General features: G+C 64.9%; 20 protein-coding genes. 11 read left to right on the plus strand and 9 right to left on the minus strand.

Translation table 11 applies throughout. The features are described 5' to 3' along the window. Nucleotides 1-13 precede the first annotated feature (13 nt). Entirely contained in the window at nt 14-943 is a 930-nt protein-coding gene (locus tag KF857_09485) for an NTP transferase domain-containing protein (GenBank protein MBX3112229.1), read from the plus strand. 66 nt (nt 944-1,009) lie between these two features. On the opposite strand, the gene KF857_09490 is transcribed toward KF857_09485, so the two are convergent. Beyond that, nucleotides 1,010-1,153, minus strand: a complete 144-nt coding sequence (locus KF857_09490; GenBank protein MBX3112230.1) for a hypothetical protein — start codon at nt 1,151-1,153, stop codon at nt 1,010-1,012. 185 nt (nt 1,154-1,338) lie between these two features. Between KF857_09490 and KF857_09495 the strand changes: the two genes are divergently transcribed. From KF857_09495 to glpX, 3 genes are read left to right on the plus strand one after another with little or no spacing between them, the layout of a single operon-like run. Then, nucleotides 1,339-2,580 (plus strand): hypothetical protein, encoded by a 1,242-nt coding sequence (locus tag KF857_09495; protein MBX3112231.1) that lies wholly within the window; start codon nt 1,339-1,341, stop codon nt 2,578-2,580. Between the two features lies 1 nt (nt 2,581). Beyond that, nucleotides 2,582-3,241: a hypothetical protein gene (locus KF857_09500; protein ID MBX3112232.1), complete on the plus strand. Its 660-nt coding sequence runs from the start codon at nt 2,582-2,584 to the stop codon at nt 3,239-3,241. 3 nt (nt 3,242-3,244) lie between these two features. Further along, complete coding sequence (glpX, locus tag KF857_09505) at nt 3,245-4,273, plus strand: class II fructose-bisphosphatase (GenBank protein MBX3112233.1); 1,029 nt, start codon at nt 3,245-3,247, stop codon at nt 4,271-4,273. Nucleotides 4,274-4,279: 6 nt separating this feature from the next. Here glpX and KF857_09510 read toward each other — a convergent pair whose 3' ends face one another. Continuing rightward, nucleotides 4,280-5,623 (minus strand): nitrate/sulfonate/bicarbonate ABC transporter ATP-binding protein, encoded by a 1,344-nt coding sequence (locus tag KF857_09510; protein ID MBX3112234.1) that lies wholly within the window; start codon nt 5,621-5,623, stop codon nt 4,280-4,282. Further along, a complete protein-coding gene (locus tag KF857_09515) occupies nt 5,620-7,356 on the minus strand; it encodes an ABC transporter permease subunit (protein MBX3112235.1) in 1,737 nt (578 codons plus the stop codon). The genes KF857_09510 and KF857_09515 overlap by 4 nt, the downstream gene beginning before the upstream one ends. A gap of 204 nt (nt 7,357-7,560) precedes the next feature. Here KF857_09515 and KF857_09520 point away from each other — a divergent pair, with 204 nt between their 5' ends. After that, nucleotides 7,561-8,985, plus strand: a complete 1,425-nt coding sequence (locus KF857_09520; GenBank protein MBX3112236.1) for a hypothetical protein — start codon at nt 7,561-7,563, stop codon at nt 8,983-8,985. Beyond that, complete coding sequence (locus tag KF857_09525) at nt 8,982-10,331, plus strand: hypothetical protein (protein ID MBX3112237.1); 1,350 nt, start codon at nt 8,982-8,984, stop codon at nt 10,329-10,331. The genes KF857_09520 and KF857_09525 overlap by 4 nt, the downstream gene beginning before the upstream one ends. A gap of 12 nt (nt 10,332-10,343) precedes the next feature. Here the strand turns inward: KF857_09525 and KF857_09530 are convergent, their stop codons facing one another. The 5 genes from KF857_09530 to KF857_09550 form a co-directional block, all read right to left on the minus strand. After that, complete coding sequence (locus KF857_09530) at nt 10,344-11,549, minus strand: DEAD/DEAH box helicase (GenBank protein ID MBX3112238.1); 1,206 nt, start codon at nt 11,547-11,549, stop codon at nt 10,344-10,346. An 86-nt stretch (nt 11,550-11,635) separates the two neighbouring features. Further along, nucleotides 11,636-12,121, minus strand: a complete 486-nt coding sequence (locus KF857_09535; protein ID MBX3112239.1) for a DinB family protein — start codon at nt 12,119-12,121, stop codon at nt 11,636-11,638. A gap of 10 nt (nt 12,122-12,131) precedes the next feature. Next, entirely contained in the window at nt 12,132-12,590 is a 459-nt protein-coding gene (locus KF857_09540) for a DUF1579 family protein (GenBank protein MBX3112240.1), read from the minus strand. A 19-nt stretch (nt 12,591-12,609) separates the two neighbouring features. Continuing rightward, nucleotides 12,610-13,134: an AAA family ATPase gene (locus KF857_09545; GenBank protein MBX3112241.1), complete on the minus strand. Its 525-nt coding sequence runs from the start codon at nt 13,132-13,134 to the stop codon at nt 12,610-12,612. A 29-nt stretch (nt 13,135-13,163) separates the two neighbouring features. Beyond that, entirely contained in the window at nt 13,164-13,970 is an 807-nt protein-coding gene (locus tag KF857_09550) for a phytanoyl-CoA dioxygenase family protein (protein MBX3112242.1), read from the minus strand. A gap of 92 nt (nt 13,971-14,062) precedes the next feature. On the opposite strand from KF857_09550, the gene KF857_09555 reads away from it, so the two are divergent. From KF857_09555 to KF857_09570, 4 genes are read left to right on the plus strand one after another with little or no spacing between them, the layout of a single operon-like run. Next, complete coding sequence (locus KF857_09555; GenBank protein ID MBX3112243.1) at nt 14,063-14,920, plus strand: helix-turn-helix transcriptional regulator; 858 nt, start codon at nt 14,063-14,065, stop codon at nt 14,918-14,920. Nucleotides 14,921-14,954: 34 nt separating this feature from the next. Continuing rightward, complete coding sequence (locus tag KF857_09560; protein ID MBX3112244.1) at nt 14,955-15,782, plus strand: hypothetical protein; 828 nt, start codon at nt 14,955-14,957, stop codon at nt 15,780-15,782. Beyond that, on the plus strand, nt 15,779-16,903 hold the full coding sequence (locus KF857_09565; GenBank protein ID MBX3112245.1) for a Gfo/Idh/MocA family oxidoreductase: 1,125 nt from the start codon (nt 15,779-15,781) through the stop codon (nt 16,901-16,903). Before KF857_09560 ends, KF857_09565 begins: the two co-directional genes overlap by 4 nt. After that, nucleotides 16,904-17,899, plus strand: coding sequence for a carbohydrate kinase family protein (locus tag KF857_09570; protein ID MBX3112246.1), 996 nt, complete (start codon nt 16,904-16,906; stop codon nt 17,897-17,899). 8 nt (nt 17,900-17,907) lie between these two features. Here KF857_09570 and KF857_09575 read toward each other — a convergent pair whose 3' ends face one another. Beyond that, a complete protein-coding gene (locus KF857_09575; protein MBX3112247.1) occupies nt 17,908-18,264 on the minus strand; it encodes a cupin domain-containing protein in 357 nt (118 codons plus the stop codon). Nucleotides 18,265-18,302: 38 nt separating this feature from the next. Between KF857_09575 and KF857_09580 the strand changes: the two genes are divergently transcribed. Next, the gene (locus tag KF857_09580) at nt 18,303-18,989 is read left to right on the plus strand and encodes a nitroreductase family protein (GenBank protein MBX3112248.1); all 687 of its coding nucleotides are present in this window, start codon (nt 18,303-18,305) and stop codon (nt 18,987-18,989) included. Nucleotides 18,990-18,992: the final 3 nt, after the last annotated feature.

Genomic DNA, 18,992 nt, shown 5'->3' on the forward strand with positions numbered 1-18,992 from the left:
TTACCGTCAACTCATGAAAGGCGTCATTCTTGCAGCCGGTAAGGGCACGCGGCTGTATCCGGTCACCAAAGCAGTCCCCAAACCTCTTCTCCCCATCGCCAACAAGATGACCTTGGCCTATGCCTTTGACCAACTGAAAGAGTGTGGGGTGACCGAGGTCGCCGTCGTCGTCGGCGAAAACGAGCCGGCGATGCGGGAGGCGCTTGGCAATGGCTCTGCGTTCGGCCTAGACCTGGCGTTTGTCCGCCAGCCGGACCCCAAGGGCCTCGCCCACGCGGTGGGGTTTGCCCAAGATTTTGTCGCGGGCGACGACTTCATCCTCTACCTGGGTGACGCGATCTACAGCGAGCCGCTTGCCCCCTTCGTGCAGATGTTTCGCGATCGAGGATGCGCAAACCTCAACCTGGTGAAGGAGGTGGACGACCCCCGTCGGTTCGGCGTCGCCAACGTGGACGGAGACCGGATCGTCAAGTTGGTGGAGAAGCCCCCCGTGCCGGAGTCTAACCTCGCCATGGCGGGGATGTACGTCTTTGGCCCCCAAATTTGGGACGTCTTGCCGGACTTGCAGCCAAGCGCGCGGGGGGAATATGAGATCACCGACGCGATCCAGACCTTGGTCGACCAAGGGCAAGAGGTGCTCGCCGGGGTCTACAAGGGCGACTGGTTTGACACGGGGACGCTACCGAGCTTTTTGGAGACGAGCCGGTTCCTGACAAAGAACGGTCGGCTTGTCGCTTCGGACGCTGTCGTGCAGGGTGACGCGGCCGAACATGTGGTGGTCGGGGCCGGTGCCCGGGTCACTTGCGGCACGATCAGAGACTCCGTCGTGCTACCGGGAGCAGACATCCAAGTCAAAGGCGACATCGTCGGGTGCCTGCTTGGCGGCGTCGTCGCTTCCGACGCCCCCTTGTCGAACGTCGTCAAGTACGGTGACCTGGAATAGGCGCCAAGCAAAAGCCCCCCTTCCGGCAAGCCGATAGGGGGGCAAGTCGCTAGTTCTTGTTCGGAATTACTTGGACTCAGCCGGCTTGTCACCGGCAGGTGCCGCCTTGTCGGCCGCAGCCTTGTCACCACCGGCGGCAGGCTCGCTGCAGCCAGCAAGAATTCCGCCGACCAGAGCCAGCGCGATCGTCACAAAGAGAATCTTTTTCATTTTCGTGTCCTCCTCCAAGAGCCAGCTGTGTCAGTGCCGCTCCGTATATCAAGATACCCGTAAGACTACGGGTTCGCTTCACCAATTTTTCCTACGGGCCCGGCGTCAGGTTCAAATTTGGTGTCGAGTGGTGGAATGTCAGGCCGGAACTGCCGATGATTCCATGAAGGGTCCTCGGCCACGCCATGTCTAGCCTTCCCGAGCCACAGCCTCAACCGATCGCGGAGCCGTCCGTCGAGGTGCAGGCAGTTGACACGACGCCCGTGCTTCATGTTGAAGTCGGCGGGGCTGGCCCTTTGCCTCCCGAAATTTCGGAAGAAGAACTGGCGGCGGCACTCCTGAACCCGGTCGACCTGGAAGAACAAGAGCCGGTCGAAGCCGACGAACTGGAACTGTCTGAGGAGGAAGTCGCGCAACTGACAGCCGAGTTGCACCAGCGATACCCTCACATCCAGGAGCAGATCGACGCCTACAACGCGACGGCAGGGGCGGACATCGACCTAGACCAGCTTGAATCTCAAGCCTCCACGGTCGTCGACCAGACCGTGAACCCCGGTGAGCCCAGTTCGACGGTAGAAATCGACGACTTGGTCAGCCAGGTGCGGGAGGTTGACGAGCCTGCCCCGACGGCGGTCGAGATCCCCGACGACGGCGCGATGTCTGACGCCGACATCGCCGCGCTCTTCGACAAGGTCCAGGCATCCGACCCGGTGACCCCCGAACCTGGCGAAGGCGTTGGCATAGAAGCACCCCAACCTGCCACCGAGACGCCTGCCGCCGAGGACGACCCCGACGCCCCGATGTCGCTGGAGGAGATCCAGCGGCTCGTCCTCCAGTCGGAGAGCCTGGGGGCCCCGTCCCAGCCTGAGGCACCCAGCCCAACCGACCAAGGCGACCTAAAAATCCTCGGCGTGGACGCGCTCCAGCAGATGCTGGAGAACGACGCGCGCCTCAGTGCCCCCAGCGGGGCGTTTGAGGAACCGAAGGCCGAGCCAGAGCCGATCTCCGGCATCCCGATGGTCGACGAGGACGCCCACTTTGAACCGCCCGCCGAGCCGGTCACGCTGGTGGACGAACAGGAGATGGAGCCGGTGCCGGAGTCGGTCGAGTGGGACCCCGAGGTCATCGCCAGGGTACCGATGGCACTCGCCGTGGCCGCCCTCGCCCTCCCGCTCCGGTTCGAAGACGAGAAGTTGGTCTGCCTTGTCGCCGACCCCATCGACCATGGGGCAGTGGGGCAGATATCCCAAGCCCTGCACTGCATGGTCGAGACGCGACCGGCCCCGATCGGGGACGTCGTGCGTTCACTCAGGGCGGCATACACGCACGCCGACGCGTCCTCGGCACGGTTGGCGATGGACGCGGCGGCCCGGTCGGGGCCAGGCCTTGTCGGGATGGTCACCAAGCTATGGAAGAAGGTGTCATAGAGTGAGAACCGTGCTCTTCGCCAACCAAAAAGGCGGGGTCGGACGCACCACGGTGTCGGGGAACGTCGCCGCCGCCGCCGCCCGTGCCGGCACCTCCACGGCCTGGGTCACGACCGCCGACGGAGATTGGGCGAGGGTCGAGAACTTGACCGTCTTCGGCTCTGACCCTTCCGGCTTGCGTCAAGCGGTGAACGACGCCCAGGCGGCCGTCGCCGACGGTCTCGTCGTCGTCGACCTGCCCGCCTGTGACCATGGTGCCGGCTGGTGGACCGGCGAAGGCGACGTGGTTCTCGTGTCGGACGGCGACGCCGCTTCGCTTTACGCGGCCTTGGAGGCCGTCAAGGCTTGGCGTGACGCCTTGAAACCGCCGATGGGGTTTGTCCTCAACCGGGTCGGTGCCGACGTGGCTGACGAAGTCGCCGCCAACTTCCGCAAGACCGTCGCCCAGTACGCGAGCGTCACCGTATCTCGCCTGGGATCGGTCTCGAACAGCGCCGAGTCGGGAACGCTCGCCAACACGGGAAGGTTTTGTCAGGGTAAGGCGACGGCGTGCTATGGGGCCCTCGCGAGGCGATTGATGACTGTCACCGAGACAACTGCGACGACCACTGACGCGATGGATGTCCTCCGGAGCCGTCGCGAACGTCTGAGGGCCGCCTGACCAATGGTACGTCCCCGAGTAGCCAATAATGGAAGGGACGGGCGGCCAGCGGTGGCCGTGCCGTCGAGGATCAACGTGGATCAAGACCGACATCTCGATTTTCTTCGTGTCACCGAGGCGGCCGCCCTGGCCGCGTCCCGCTGGGTGGGCAAGGGCCGCCGCGACGAGGCCGACCAAGCCGCTTGTGAAGCGATGCGAGGGGAGCTGAACGACATGGCGATGTGCGCCACGATCGTGATCGGCGAAGGTGAACGCGACGAAGCGCCGATGCTCTACATCGGCGAGTGCCTGGGTAGCGGAGACGGACCCAGCGTCCAAATCGCGGTCGATCCCTTGGAAGGCACCAACCTCTGTGCTAACGGTACGCCGAACGCGATTTCGGTCTTGGCCGCGGCGATCGAGGGCGAAGGGTTCTTGATGCACGCCCCGGACTGCTACATGGAGAAGCTGGTCGTCGGCCCAGAGTGTGCCGGCGTCGTCGACATCACCTTGCCCCCGCGGGTCAATGTCCGCCTCATGGCTAAGTCTCTGGGCAAAGACGTGGACGAATTGATCATCGGTATCCTTGACCGGCCCCGCCATGAGGCCCTGATCCAGGAACTCCGGGACGCGGGTTGCCGGGTCCACCTGGTCCCCGACGGAGACCTGTCCGTCGCCATCGCCGCGCTCGACCCCGAGTCTGGAGTCGACGGTCTGATGGGGACCGGCGGCGCGCCAGAAGGTGTCATCACCGCCGCGGCCGTCCTCTGCACGGGCGGTGAGATGCAGGCCCGGCTGATCTTCCGTAACGATGAGGAGAAGGCACGGGCCAAGAAGATGATGGACGGCGATTGTGACCGCGTCCTGCAAACCGCGGACATGGCCCGCGGAAAGGTCTACTTCTCCGCCACGGGCATCACCCCGGGCGACCTCCTGCGTGGCGTCAGGTTCACGCGGAACTACGCGCGCACCGAGTCGATCCTCATGCAGTCCAGCAACGGGACGATCCGGCGGGTCGAGACGAGTTTTGCCCTGAACCAGCGGGGGGACTGACCCCGCTCACTCCATCGCTTCGGTCTCGTCGTGCACAAAGATCACCTCGGTGTCGCTGTCGTACTCGAAGAGACCGGCGTAGCGGCCCCAGTTGATCGCGGTGTCGAACTGTTCCTTGGCCTCTTCTTCGCTGAACGACTCGTCAAGGACTTCGACCACGATGTCGGCGGCGAGCCGCCCGGCCTTGTCCTCGAGCATCGCCTCATAGATGCTTCGCACCATGGGGGCGTGCTGCATGACGGCGTCCCGGAAGATCGTCTGGGCTTCCTCCACCTCGGCGTTGGCAAACTGGGCGCCGATCTTGTTGAGGATAACATCACCCTCATAAACCTCAGCAAATCCCAAAAGGACGGCGGTGTCGAGGATCGGCAGGAGCTCGTCCACCTCCATACGTAGGCGCTCGGCGACGCTGGCGACGTCCTCTTTCCCCCCATATTCCTCGACCAGTTCGAGAAGGCCGCTGAGGGCGCCGGGACGGGCGTGGGGCAGGGCGGTGGAGTCGATCATGTGGCCCTCGCGTGCGGGAGCAGGCGGCTGGGGCGGAGCGACCGACCGCTCGGGGTTGGTCATGATCGTGTAGATATGGTCGACCATCGCGCGGAACTCCGGCGCGGTCCGCTCCCGGGGGCGCGGCAGGGTGATCCGGATTTCGCCCCGCACACGGCCAGGGTTCGCACTGATGACCACGACGCGGTCGGCAAGGATCACCGCTTCTTCGATGTTGTGGGTCACGATCAGGACGGCTTCCGCGGGAAACAGCCCGTCTTCCCACAGGTCGGCGATCTCCCCGCGCAGGTTTTCGGCGGTGAGGACGTCGAGGGAACTGAAGGGCTCGTCGAGGAGCATCACCCGCGGCTCGACGACGAAGGCCCGGGCGAACCCGACCCGTTGCTTCATGCCCCCGCTCAGCTCTTTGGGATATGCCTTGGCAAAGCCTTCGAGCCCGACCAGCTTCAGGGCTTCAAGGGCCTTTTTGCGGGCCTCGCGGGGGGGCACCCGCTTGGCTTCGAGGCCGATCTCGACGTTTTCGGTGACGGTCAACCAGTCGAATAGGGCGTAGTTCTGGAAGACCATCGCGACATCGGGGTTGGGGCCGGTCACGGCCCTGCCCGAGCTCATGATGCTGCCCGACGTGGGCTGGATGAGACCGGAGATGAGGCGGAGCATCGTGCTCTTGCCGCTGCCGCTACGGCCGAGCAAGGCGACGATTTCCCCGGTGGAAATCGACAAGTCGAGACTGTCGAGAACCTGGATAGAACCGCCAGATTCGGGACGGGGAAAGGTCTTGGTCAGGTTGGCCAGCCGGACCAGCGGCTCGGCCTGGGTCGTCGCCGGCGTCGCGCCTCTCATGACATCTTGTACCTCGTCTCCGCCAAGTCGTAGAGCCGCTGCCAGACCAGGCGGTTGATGGCGACGACGATCACGCACATGAGCATGACACCGAGCACGATGCGCGGCCAATCGTTCGCGGCGGTAGCGGTGGTGATGTAGGTCCCCAGCCCGGGCGCGGCCAAGGTCTTGTCCTTCCACATCACGATCTCACAAAGGATGCTGGCGTTCCAGGCCCCGCCGGTGGCGGTGATCGCCCCGGTCACCCATGAGGGGAAGATGGCGGGGATGATGAGGCGCTTCCACAGGAGCCACTTCTTGAGCCCGAACGAGTCGGCCATCTGGCGCAGCTCTTGGGGTACCTCGACGGCTCCGGCGATGGAGTTGAAGAGGATGTACCACTGCGAACCCAGGGCCATGAGGACGGTCGCGGTGAGAGACATATGGACGCCGACGCTGTCCAAGCCGAACGCGATGACGGGGAAGAGGAAGTTGAACGGGTAGCTGGAAAGGATCTGGACGACGGGCTGGATCCGCCGGGCGACCCGGGGGTTGAACCCGATCCAGACGCCCACCGGAGTCCAGATGACGCTGGCGAGGGCGAGGAGGGCGGCCACGCGGAGTAAGGTCGCCAGACCACCCAGGGCCGCCACGCCAAGCTCCTGGACCGGCAGTTCTTGTTGGAGGTACCTCGTGCCCAAGAACAGGGCGGCGACGATTGTCCCGCCCACCACGACACCGAACAGCACGTCGCCACTGATCAGAAACTGCTTCTTGCGGCTCTTGAACTTAGGGATGGACGGCAGCTTCGGCAGGGTGACTTGGAAGAGGGCGGACCGGATCCGGCGCAGCCTTCGGTTCAGCCAGAGGGGGATCTGGGCGGCCCGGAGGAGGTCGAGTGCCCATGACGTGTATTCGCCCGCGGCGCTCGGCTGCGCCTGGAACTTTTCGGCCCATGCCATCACCGGCCGCCAAAACAGTTGGTCGACGCAGACGATCACGACAATGATGGTCAGAGACGCCCAGACGACCGCGCCGACGTTGCCGACCTCGAACGCCTTGGCGACATAGGAGCCGATGCCGGGCAGGTAGTACTTCTTTTGGCTGTACTGGATCGCCTCGCTGGCGGTCACATAGAACCAGCCGCCCCCGAAGCTCATCATCGCGTTCCAGACCATGCCGGTCATGCTGTAGGGCACCTCCAGCGAGACAAACCGGCGCCACTTCGACATCCGGAAGACGCGGGACGCGTCGTCAAGCTCCTTAGGCAGGGTCTTGACCGAGAAGTAGAACGAGAACGCCATGTTCCACATCTGGCAGGTGACGATGGCGAAAATCGAAGCGCACTCCAGGCCGAAGACGCTGCCCGGGAAGAGGGAGATGAACCCGTCGACGGTGACGGCCAAGAACCCCAGGATCGGCACGGACTGGCCGATGTCGAGGAGCGGCAGGATGACGCTCTCCGCCTTCTTGTTCTTGGCCGCGGCGTAGCCGGAAGCCAAGGCGATGACGAGGGAGATCGCCAGGGCGGCGAACATCCGGACGCCTGACCGCGCGGTGTAGTAGAGGAGGGATCTCGGCGAGAGGTCGATCTGGGGTAGGTCGTGGGGCGGGGTGAATGCCTCGAAAAATCCTGAGCCCACCTTTGCCGTGCCATAGAGGAGGGCAAAGAACCCCAGGAAGACCACGATGTCGGCGAACGAGATGTTGGCCCGGGAGACGACCTTGCGGGGAAGGAGCAAAAAGCGGTTCATCTCTTGTCACTCCCCCGGCGAGGAGATTATGGACGTCGGACGAGCCGACCGGGCGGGTGCCCATCTTGTTTGGCCGCACGTGTGCCTGTAGAATACGGGGGCATGTTGACTGTCGCTGTTGCCGCTTGTCTGGCCATGCAGAGGGCCCGTCCTGTCGCCCAAAGGCCATCGATATGGGTGTGCCATGGCGGGAACCCGCAGCACATGGCCTGGTCAACGGCCTACACGCCGCATCTCCAGCGGATCGATTGGACGGCCACCCTCGACCAGACCCCTCGATACTTCGGCAACTCGCTGCTGTCTCACTACGGCTCGATCTGCTGCACGCGGCGCAACACGGTCATCACCCCGGTGAAGCTGAACCTTGACTCTGACTTCGAGGTCCGGGCGCTGGACGGGGCCACCGGCACCCTCCACTGGAAGGTCACGACGGACTACGTGATGCCGGCGCATAACTGGACGCCGATGATGAACCCGTGTCTGATGTCGACCCTGACATCGACCGGCCATGACATCGTGGCCTATCCCCTGGGCGGTGGACGCGTCGCGTTCCGGGATGCCGAGGCCAAGTCGGCCAACGTGACCGTCGCGACGTTCTACGGTGACGCGGTCTACAAGGCAGACCCCGCCGCGTACGCTTCGAGCGTCAAGATCTGCACGCCGCTGACGCCGACGGCGAACGGCGCGGTCGTCTTTGGTTTCCGCGTCGAGGGCAGCAACCCGGCCCAACTCCGGTCCGGGATCGCCCGAGTCGACATGAAGGGGAACGCGACCTACGCCTTTGCTGACGACCTATCCGGGGACCCTGCCGTCAACACGGTGAAATTGAACGGCGCCCCTGCCCTGACGGTCTGGTCGAACGAGATGTACGTCGTCCTGAGCACGGGCGGATTCGGCCGTGGCGTCTTGGCCCGGCTCAATGCGACGACCTTGGCGGTGAAGTCGCGTGTCGCGCTCAAAGACCCGAAGTCCGGCAATGACGCGATCGTCGACGATTTTGGGACGTCGAGCCCGGTTGTCGGCCCGGATGGCGACGTCTTCGTCGGCGTGCTGGAAAACCCCTTCCCGAGCAACCATGACCGGGGCTGGATGCTCCACTTCAGCGGTGACCTGAGCACGAGCAAGGTCCCTGGCGCATTCGGTTGGGACGACACCCCGTCGATCGTGCCGCGTTGGGTGGTGCCGAGCTACCATGGCCCGTCGAACTACTTGCTCCTCTCGAAGTACAACAACTACGCGGGTGTCGGCGGCGACGGCAAGAACAAGATCGCGTTGCTCGATCCTCATGTGTCTTTCAACGAGCCCATTTCGGGCATCCAGACAATGGACGAGGTCGCGACCATCGTCGGGCCGACACCGGACGAGGAGCATCCCGAGGTTCCTGGCGCCGTCCGCGAGTGGTGCGTCAATTCGGCGGTCGTCGACATCCGCCGCCATTCTGTGATCCTGAACTGCGAAGACGGCGTGCTCTACCGCTGGGACCTGAGGACATTCGCTTTGAGCGAGTCAGTCCGGCTCAATGACGGCATCGGGGAGGCGTACACCGCCACGGTGATCGGTCCGGACGGGCATGTCTACGGCGTCAGCAACGCGACCCTCTTTGCCGTCGGTGGTTCTTTCACGCCTTGACGACTCTCCTCGCCGCTGTCTTGCTGTCGCTGCCCCGACCGTTCGTCGTCGCGGAGTGGCGGAAGCCTGACGCCCAAGGCCGGTCGTGCGCTTCGTGCCATTCGCCGGACGGTATCGAGTTGTCCCGGTACGGGTTCTCGCGCCAAGACTTGTTACGCCGTGCCGCGAAGCACCTCGACTCGGCCGACCGGCAGGCGGTGGCCGAAGCCGTCTTGGCCGCGCGCCCCGACGACGAGCTGGCCTTGAACCCGTTCTTCGACCGACCAATGCAACCGGGCGACGAAGTCCTGCGCGGGAAGACGCCGGCAGAGCGTGACGCGGCGTTCCTGAAGGAGGTCGCCGCGACGGTCCCCTCGCTGGACGGCGACGCGCCGACGACCATCGCCGACGCGAGGCGGGTGCAACGTGAGCTGCTTGCCGTCGACTTGGGCCGGCTTAAGGTCGGTGTCCCGATGAACCTGCTGAGCGAGGACGTCGCCCACGGGGCAAAACACTCGACACTCGCCCATTGGACACCGGACGTGGGCATGCCGGCGGTCGAGCGCTTGTTTCCGTTGGAAGACGCCTACCTGGCCAATCCGTCCTGGCAGTCCCTCGACGCCTTGGACCGGGCGGTCCAGAGGGATTGGCAGCCCAAGACCGCCATCGAGCAACTGAGCAAAGCCAAGTTCAGGTCGCTGCTGGTGTACCAGCACATGTTGAGGACGAAGGAGATCTTGAGCCGAGCGTATCTGCCCGAGGGCAACCCGTTTTGGGAGGTCGCTGAGTTTGGACGAGTCTTTGAGTCGGCCGACGCCAAGATGCTCGGGCTACCCCCCGACGTCGCCCGTGACAAATCGCGCGGGCCGACCCTCGCCGAACAAATGCGCCAACTGCGTGCGCCGTGGTACTGGTTGGCCTGGACTTTTGATCCCGAGCTCGTGAAAACCCGCCTGGGTCAGCAGTCACAAGGGTCCGACTACTTCACCAAGGAACTCCTTGACTCCGGATATCCCGGCCACACCGCGTTCATGCTGGCCCGCAAGATGATGGGGCAGCCGGTGACGAGCCGCCGTCCATGGGAGATGCGCTTCTCCTACTTGCTTGTGGGTCGACCGCTGGCTGAGACGGAACCCGCGGCGGCGGAGGACAAGGAGTTGTTCCGCAGGGTCGTCGGAAACATCCTGTGTGCGACGGCTCTGGTGCTGGAGGACGAGGTCAAGCGCGGGGGCAAGGTGGCGTATCGGGAGTCCACCCTCCAGCAGTTGCAGATGGCCCGCGGCTATCTGCGCCACGCCGGTCGTCCCGAGGACGCGCTCTTCGACCGCGTCAGCAAGGTGGTCACCGCGGCGAAGCGGTGGCCCTAAGCCCCGGGACGGCTAGCGGGAAGCCGACGCCCGGCGCTTCTGGTTACGCTTGGCGAAGGGTCCGCCCGCCGGCCTGAAAACCCTGGGCGGTCGGGCGTGCCTGGCCATGGACAGCTTGGAGTCTGGCGACAGGGGAAGCCTGGCGTCCATCGCCTTCTCAATCCCGCGGACGTCGGCGTGCTGGTCGGGCAAGGCGAACGTGACGGCCTTACCCTCGGCCCCGGCCCGGCCGGTGCGACCGATACGGTGGACGTAGTCCTCTGGGTTGTCGGGCACGTCGTAATTGACGACCAGGGCGATGTCTTTGACATCGATCCCGCGGGCGGCGATGTCGGTGGCGACAAGGACGCGGTATTCGCCCGACTTAAATCCGTCGAGGGCCTCGCGGCGCTGGGCCAGGGTGCGGTCGGCGTGGATCTCCGCCGCCGAATGGCCGAAAGAACGGACGGACTTGGCCAGCTTCCTGGCACCGTGGCGCGTGCGCGCGAACACCAGGGTGGGGCCGTCGTGAGAGTCGAGGACGCTCTTGAGCAGACCAGGCTTGTCCTCGTGCTCGACGACGTACAACTCTTGCTGGACGTTGCGGGCGGCGGTGCCAGGCCGGCTGACTTCGACACGGACCGGGTCGGTCATGTGCCGGTTGGCGACGTCGAGGACGGCGTCGGGCATCGTCGCCGAGAAGAGCATGGTCTGCCGGATGCGGGGGACGGTGGCAAGGACCCGGTCCACGGCGGGGGCGAAGCCCATGTCGAGCATGCGGTCGGCCTCGTCGAGGACCACGACGGCGACATGGTCCAGCCGGACGGTGTCCTGGTTGAGGTGGTCGATCAGCCGACCGGGCGTGGCGACAATGACTTGGGGCCGGCTCCGAAGGCGGTGGACCTGGACGCTGATCGACGCGCCGCCGATCAGCGCGACGCACTTCAGGCCCAGATTGACGAGCGACTCTTCGATTTGAAGGGCCAGTTCGCGGGTCGGGGCAAGGACGAGGGCCGTCTCATGGCGGCTCAGGTGGGCGGCGATCGGAAGGCCGAACGCCATCGTCTTGCCGGTGCCGGTCTCGGCCACACCGACGAGGTCGCGTCCGGTGAGGGCGACGGGGACGGCCTGCGCCTGGATCGGCGTCGGCGTGGTGAAGCCGAGCCGCTCGACGCGGTCCAAGACGTGGGGTGGCAGCCCGAGGTCGGCGAAGCCACTTTGGTTGGGTGATTCGGACATAATCGGAGCCCGGACCAAACGCATGGTCCGGGCTCAAAATGATTATGTCGTGACCAAGCCGGACCGGCTCGGCCTATACCCACCAGTCAAATCCTGGCGCGGTGGTAGGCCAGGTGGGCGGTGTGGATCTCGACGATGTCGGCGGGCCCCATGCGGCCGAACAACGGGTGCTTGAGAACGGTCGTGTCGTCGTCCAGGTCGCCGACCGCGTCCTTGAGCTTCTTGCGCACCTGCCTCCAATGGTCGGCGGCCCGATGGGGGTCGGGACGTTCCTCGGCGGGTGACATCTGACTGATGGTGGGCATGGGCTGGGCGCTGGCTAGCTTCTTGATGACGAAGGGGTAGAGGAACGACGTCTTGGCGGCCCGGCCCCGCTGTCCGTCGAGGGACGCCTTGAGTGCCATCGGCAGGTAGTAGGCTTCGGTCAGGGCCATGTGCTCCAGGGTCTCGGCAGGCGTGAACGAGCCCTTGACTGCGGGGGTGTGCTGCTTCTCTTCAGGCATAGCCAAGACATCGGCGATCATCTGGTCCATGTCGCGGTCAAGGTCGTGCCACCGGTCGGAGCGTGACATTCCGACGATCTTACTTGGCACGCTGGTACTCGGCTTGGACCGCCCAGTCTTCGCCGCCTTCGGGGTCGATGTTGACCATCCGCAGTTGCATGCCGCCGCCGACCGTCTCGACTTCGATGCGCCAGCCCCAGTCCGGCCCGTCACCGGCGGGGTAGGTGCCCGAGAGGCGGAGGACGCCGTCGTCGCTGCTCCCTCCGGAAAATGACATGAGCGTGCTGTCACTGTGCCATGTGTCCGTCCAAGTGGCGGTGGCGCCGTCGGCATTGGCCGTGGCGACGAGGACCCCTTCCTGGGTCTCGCCGTCGAGTTGCCAAGTGTAGGTGACGGTGGCGTACGACTTGGTCGCAGACACGGTGAGGCGTGACGGCCCCGCGTGCACCTTGTCGTCTCCCTCCAGCCATGACCGATGGAGCGTCGATGTCCCGGCCCATTCGCCGGTCAGAGAGTCCAGTGGGGGCGGTGTCGGCACGGGGGAAGTTTAGCCGTTGTCACCAACGGAAAGGTACACCGGCTAACCATGCTTCGGTCTGGCGTGGGTTGCTCATGACACGGACATCGCGCCCCTCGGCGGCCCACTGGCGCATCCGCTCCCGCTTGCGGTCGAACGACTTGAAGTGCCAGGCGAGGATCGATTCAGGGGACAGGGCTTGGCGCAATGTTTCGGTGTTGCCGTTGCAGACCGGTTGCTTGTCCACGATCCGGCGGAACGTGCGCCGCAGGAGCCGGGCCAAGGAGAGCCAGCGCGGGTAGTCCAGGCAGACGATGAGCTGGGCACGGGCCAGCGGGATGTCGATCCATTTGCCGTAGGCCGTGTCCATGACCCAACGGTCGCTTGAGCAGGCCTCGGCGAAGAGCTTCCGCTGCTCATCGTCGGGCACCGGTGTCCAAGGCTGGTCCGCGACCCAGGCAAGGTCATCGACATCGACGAGGGGCAACCCCGACTTGGCGGCGATCTGCTTGGCCAACGTCGTCTTGCCCGAGCCGGTGACGCCATACACCAGGACACGGTCCATGTCCGGTGATTGTAATCTCCTGCCGCGCACTACTTGACCTGGCCCGCCCGGTTCCTGGTCGCGTGGTGGTTCCAACCGGCCAAGACCAAGTGTTCGTCGGGGTGCCCTATGCCGTCTTCGACCCGGTCGTCGCCGGCGTACATCTGGACAAGGACGGTCTTGCGCACCTGTTCAGACCGGTTGGGCATGGAGCCATGGACGAGGAAGTAGTGGAAGAACAAGACGTCGCCAGGCTCGGCTTCGAGGGGCACGGCGCCACTGAGTGGGTACTGGGCTAGGAAGTCGGACTCGGTGTGGGACGAGGTGTCGGCGACCCGGCCGTGCTTGTGGGTCCCGGGGTAGACGCGCAGACAACCCATCGTGTCGGTCGCCGCGGACACATGGATGATGGCGGCCGTCATCGAGTCCCTAATGGTCGGGAAGTAGTTCCAGTCTTGGTGCATGGGAAACGGCGCTCCCCGCTCCCCGGGCTTCTGGAAGAGCTTGGTGTGGTGGAGGACGACGTCCGGCCCAAGGATGTCGGTCGCGGCCCGGAGGAACCGTTCTTGGTACAAGGCCCTCGCCCACACCGCCGAGTACTGCTGGACGTTATGGGTGTGCAGGACGACCATGCCCTGGGTTCCCATGCGTTCCATCTCGGGGCCGCCCCAACGTGCGTTGATGTCCTCGCCCGCCGCCGATATCTGACCCACGATGGCGTCGAACTCCCGCTCCAGCTCGCTGACCTCGTCGGGGCTGAATACGCCCTTCACCAGGGCATAGCCGTCCTGGGCGAACTGGCGGCCCAAGGCGGTGTCGGCGACGGGGATGACAAAGTCAAGCGGCGGGATTGCCATGTGTATACGGACATTGTGGATGGGCGGTGAGTTCAAACCAATGGCGGTCTTGGACAAAGAATTGACGGTTACGGCCATGGTATCGTCGGGCAATGGCTGCCCGCGAACTGCTCGGCGCGCACCGGATCGACGTTGAGGCCGGCGGCTTCGTCACGTTCGACGTCCAATTGACGAACTCCAAGCACAAGCACGACTATTACGAGCTTTGTGTCGTGCTCGGGGGCAGCGGCAACTACGAGCACGGTAACAGGAAGTTCGACCTGCGGCCGGGCACCGTGTTCCTGTCCGAACCTGGGGTCGTCCACGAGATCACGTCGTTCGAGACCCGTGACCTCCACCTCTACTTCGTCAGCATGTCAGTGAACCGGCTCGGCACCGACGTCAAGGGATTCGACGACACTGCGGTGGGGGCCTTTCTTGCCGGACATTTGGTGGCCAAAGACGGCTTCGGCCTGCTCGGCTCCTATGCGCCGCTCATCGCCGACTCGGAAGGAAGGGAGGCGTTCTCCTCCCGCCTGCTCGTGCAATTCGCCCTGGAGGCGATGAGGGCGTTGACCATCGGCGAGGTGCAGTCGGGGGCGTCCGAGCCGCTTGCCGACTTCGACTTGGCGGTGGCCTATATCGAGAAGCACCTTGACCGTCGTCTCTCGCTCGGTGAGGTGGCCCGGGCGGTCGGCGTGTCGGACCGCACTCTACGCCGACGGTTCAGCGAGCGCGCCGGGTCGAGCTTTGTCGACGAGGTGAACCACCGCCGCATGCGGCGGGCCGCCCACCGGCTGCTCATGGGTTTTGGCGTCGGTGAAGTCGCCGAATACGCGGGCTTCTCCGACCCCGGGCAGTTCACCAGGGCCTTCACCCGCGCCTTTGGTATCGCGCCCAAACGGTTCCAGACGACATACCTGCCAGGGACGATGGCCAAGCGCACCAGGCCCGACCAGAGTGACCTCTAGTGCCTCCGAGTCAGAATAGACCGACGCCGCCGATATGAAGCAATACCGCCTCAACCGCCTCTTCCACCCTCGGTCCGGCAACTGCCTGGATGTCGCGGTTGACCACGGCTTCTTTAACGAGGGCTCTTTCCTTGCCGGCATCGAAGACATGGAGTCGGCGGTGAAGACCCTGGTCGACGCCGCCCCCGACGCGATCCAACTGACGGTCGGGCAGGCCGACCTCCTCCAAAGGGTCCCCGGCCGGGAAAAGCCCTCCCTTGTCTTGCGGACCGACGTCGCCAACGTGTACGGCAAGTTGTTGCCTCGGACGTTGTCGTCCCAAATGATCGAGGACCCGGTCGGCCAAGCCCTCCGCCTAGACGCGGTCTGCGTCGTCGTCAACCTGTTCCTGATCCCCGACGAACCAGAGGTGACATCGCAGTGCGTCGAAAACATCCTCATGATCAAGCCGGAGTGCGACCGGTGGGGGATGCCCCTGATGGTGGAGCCATTGGTCTTCCGCCCCAACGAGGATGCCGGCGGTTATATGGTCGACGGTGACCCCGGAAAAATCATCCCTTTGGTCAGGCAGGCCGTCGAGATGGGGGCGGACATCATCAAGGCAGACCCCACCGACGACCCGGATGAATACCACCGTGTGGTCAGGGTCGCCCGGGTACCGGTCTTGGTCAGGGGCGGCGGGCGTGCCGCGGACGACGTGGTCTTGGCGAGGACGGCGGCGCTGATGAAGCAAGGTGTCCGGGGGATCGTCTACGGGCGGAACATCATCCAGCATCCCCGGCCGGCGGGCATGACCCGCGCGCTGATGGCCATTGTCCATGACGGGGCCAGTGCCGAAGAGGCGGCGCGCCACCTGGCATGACCGAGACGGTCCGCGTCGGGATCATCGGTGGCGGGCTCATGGGCCGCGAGGCGGCCAGCGCCTTCGGCCGCTGGTTCGCGCTGACCGACGTGCCCGTCGGGGCCGAGTTGGTGGCGGTGGCCGATGTCAGCGAGTCTGCCCGTGATTGGTTCCGCCGTGTCCCGACCGTGCGCCATGTCTTGGCGGACTACCGTGAGCTGTTGGCCCTGGACGAGGTCGACGTGGTCTATGCGGCCGTCCCCCACAACCTCCATCTGGACGTTTGTCTCGACACCCTGGCGGCGGGAAAGGACTTGCTCGCGGAAAAGCCGTTCGGCATTGACCTGCATGCCGCGTCGATGATCGCCGAAGCGGCCCGGGCGACCGGACGGTTTGTCCGGTGCTGTTCGGAGTTCCCGTTCATGCCGGGCGCCCAGGCGGTCGCGGACGCGGTCAAGAAGGGGGGCATGGGGCGCATCCTGGAGGTGCGTTCTTGCTTTTGGCACTCCAGCGACCTCGACCCGTTGAAGCCGGCGAACTGGAAGAGGCAGTCGCAGACGTGCGGCGCGATCGGCGTGATGGGCGACCTGGGCATGCATGTCGCCCACCTGCCCCTGCGATTCGGTTTCACGCCCAAGCGGGTGTTCGCCCAACTGCAGAAGGGGTATGGCCAGCGACCTGACGGCAAAGGCGGGATGGCCGTGTGTGACACCTGGGACAACGCCATCCTCCACATCGACTTCGAGTCCGACGGGGTCATGGTGCCGATGCGGTGGGAGATGAAGCGGATGGCCCCGGGGGAGACGAACACGTGGTCGGTCGAGGTGCTGGGCACCGAGGGCGGGGCGCGATACTCGACCAAAGAACCCAAGACGCTTTGGCGGTTCCGCGGTGGCAAGCAGCAGGGTTGGGAACGGGTCGACCTCGGTTTCGCTTCCGTCTTTCCCACCGTCACGGGCGGCATCTTCGAACCAGGTTTTCCCGACGTCATGCAACAGATGTGGGCCTCGTTCCTGACCGAAAGGTCGGGTCTTCTCGGCGACCGGTTCGGCTGTGCGACCCCCGAGGAAGCCCTCATGAGCCATCGCGTCTTCGACGCCGCCCTGCGTTCGCACGAGTCAGGCCAGTCGGTGGAGGTCTAGTTGCGGCACGGCGTCTTGGCGGCGGGCAACTTCATCGTCGACAAGGTCAAGTCAATCGACGTGTACCCGGCCCAAGACTGCCTCGCCAACATCTTGGCGGTTCAAGTGTGCAATGGCGGCGGGCCGTTCAACCTGTTGGTTGACTTGGCAAGGCTTGGAGTCAAGTTCCCTCTTGCCGCGGCCGGACTGGTCGGCGCAGACGGCGAAGGGGACTACGTCCGGGCCCTGCTCAAGGGTCACGGGGTCGACACTTCCATGCTGGGACAGACCGACCAGAGTCTGACTGCTTCGACCGACGTCATGAGCGTGGTCGGCACGGCAAGGCGGACGTTCTTTCACCATCGGGGGGCAAACGCCCTGCTGAAGCCCGACCACCTGAGCCTCGATAAATCAGGCGCGCGCATTTTCTACCTCGGCTATCTGCTGCTTCTTGACGGAATGGACCAGGCGGTCGGAGAAGAGACCGGGGCCGCCGTCGTACTCAAACGGGCTCGCGAGTTGGGCATGGTGACCGCGGTGGACGTTGTCAGCGAGGACAGCCGGCGGTTCCGCGACGTGGTCGTCCCGTCCCTGCCCCATATCGACCTGCTCTTCATGAATGAGATCGAGGCGGGCCGGACGACCGGTGTCGAGGTGACCGGGGCGGCGAGCGCGGCGCGCGCGGCGGACCAACTTTTGCGTTTGGGAGTCAACCGAGCCGTCTTCATCCATATGCCGGAAGGGGCGTATGGGCGGATAAGTGACGGGGACGGGACATGGCAGGGCAGTGTCTGCTTGCCGGAGGACATGGTCGCCGGGGCGGTCGGGGCGGGCGACGCCTTCGCCGCCGGGGTGCTGGCGGGTTGGCACGAGGGCCTCGGGGTCGGCGAGTGCCTGACCCAGGGTGTCGGGGTGGCGGCGGCCTGCCTGACCCACCAGACCACTTCAGACGGGGTGGGGTCGCTGGCTGACTGTATGGCCCTTGGCGAGCGGTTTGGATTTAGGCCAGCGTCCTGAAAACGTGATCAGGCCTGTCCTTCCTTCATACGGTCGACCCCCATCAGGCCGTGGGGGCTGAGAACGTCAACGATGTGGGTCGTCTCGATGGTCTCGACTCCGTGAGGGAAATCAGGTGGCAAGACCAGGACGGTGCCTCCCTCGACGACAACCTCGCGCCGGTCTTCGCCAAGAATCCATTTGACCTTGCCGCTGAGAATGACGGAGACTTGCTCGCTGGCGTGTTGGTGGACCGGCACGGTGGCCCCAGGGTGAAGTACGACGTGGGCGACCAGGGCGTTCTGGGCGTCGACGCAGTGTCGGTCTAGGCCGGGCACGGGTTGGTCGAACCGGGCGTCCGCCCAGCGGACGATCTGTAGTTCCATGCCCGGATCATACACAGCGGCCGTATACTCCCGGTCCGATGGCGAACGACGGTCACGTCCCCTATCGGCCAGACCGACCCACGTGGGAAGAGAGCCGGGCCCGTATCGAAGTTGACTACGCGGTGGCCGACGCGCGCCGGACTGTGCGCCAGTTTTCCCGCGACCCGGTGCCTCTGGACATCATAGAGACGGCGGTCAAGATCGCGGGCACGGCACCGAGCGGCGCCCACAAGCAGCCTTGGTACTTTTGCGTCATCGGAGACCAAGCGACCAAGCAGGTTGTGCGGGACCGTTGTGAGGCTGAGGAACGGGACTTCTACACCCGGCGGGCACCCAAGGAATGGCTGGACGCCTTGGAGCCGCTTGGCACCGACTTCGTCAAGGAACACATCACCGACGCCCCGTGGCTGATCGTGGTGTTCCGGCGCGACTATGACGTCTTGGCCGACGGCAGCCGGTCCAAGAACTACTACATGACCGAATCAGTCGGTATTGCGGTGGGGTTCTTGATCCAGGCCCTCCACCGGGCCGGGCTGGCGACCCTCACCCACACGCCGGCACCCATGACGTTCCTCCGCGAGTTGTGCGGCCGACCACCGAACGAGAAGCCGTTCGTCCTTATCCCGGTGGGCTATCCGTCGCCTGATTGCGTCGTGCCCGACCTGCGGCGCAAGCCGCTCGAAGAACTGTACGAGCAAGTCAAGATTGTGTCAAGGTCAACTTGACTG

The sequence above is a fragment of the Fimbriimonadaceae bacterium genome, from assembly GCA_019638795.1.
GTDB lineage: Bacteria > Armatimonadota > Fimbriimonadia > Fimbriimonadales > Fimbriimonadaceae > JAHBTB01.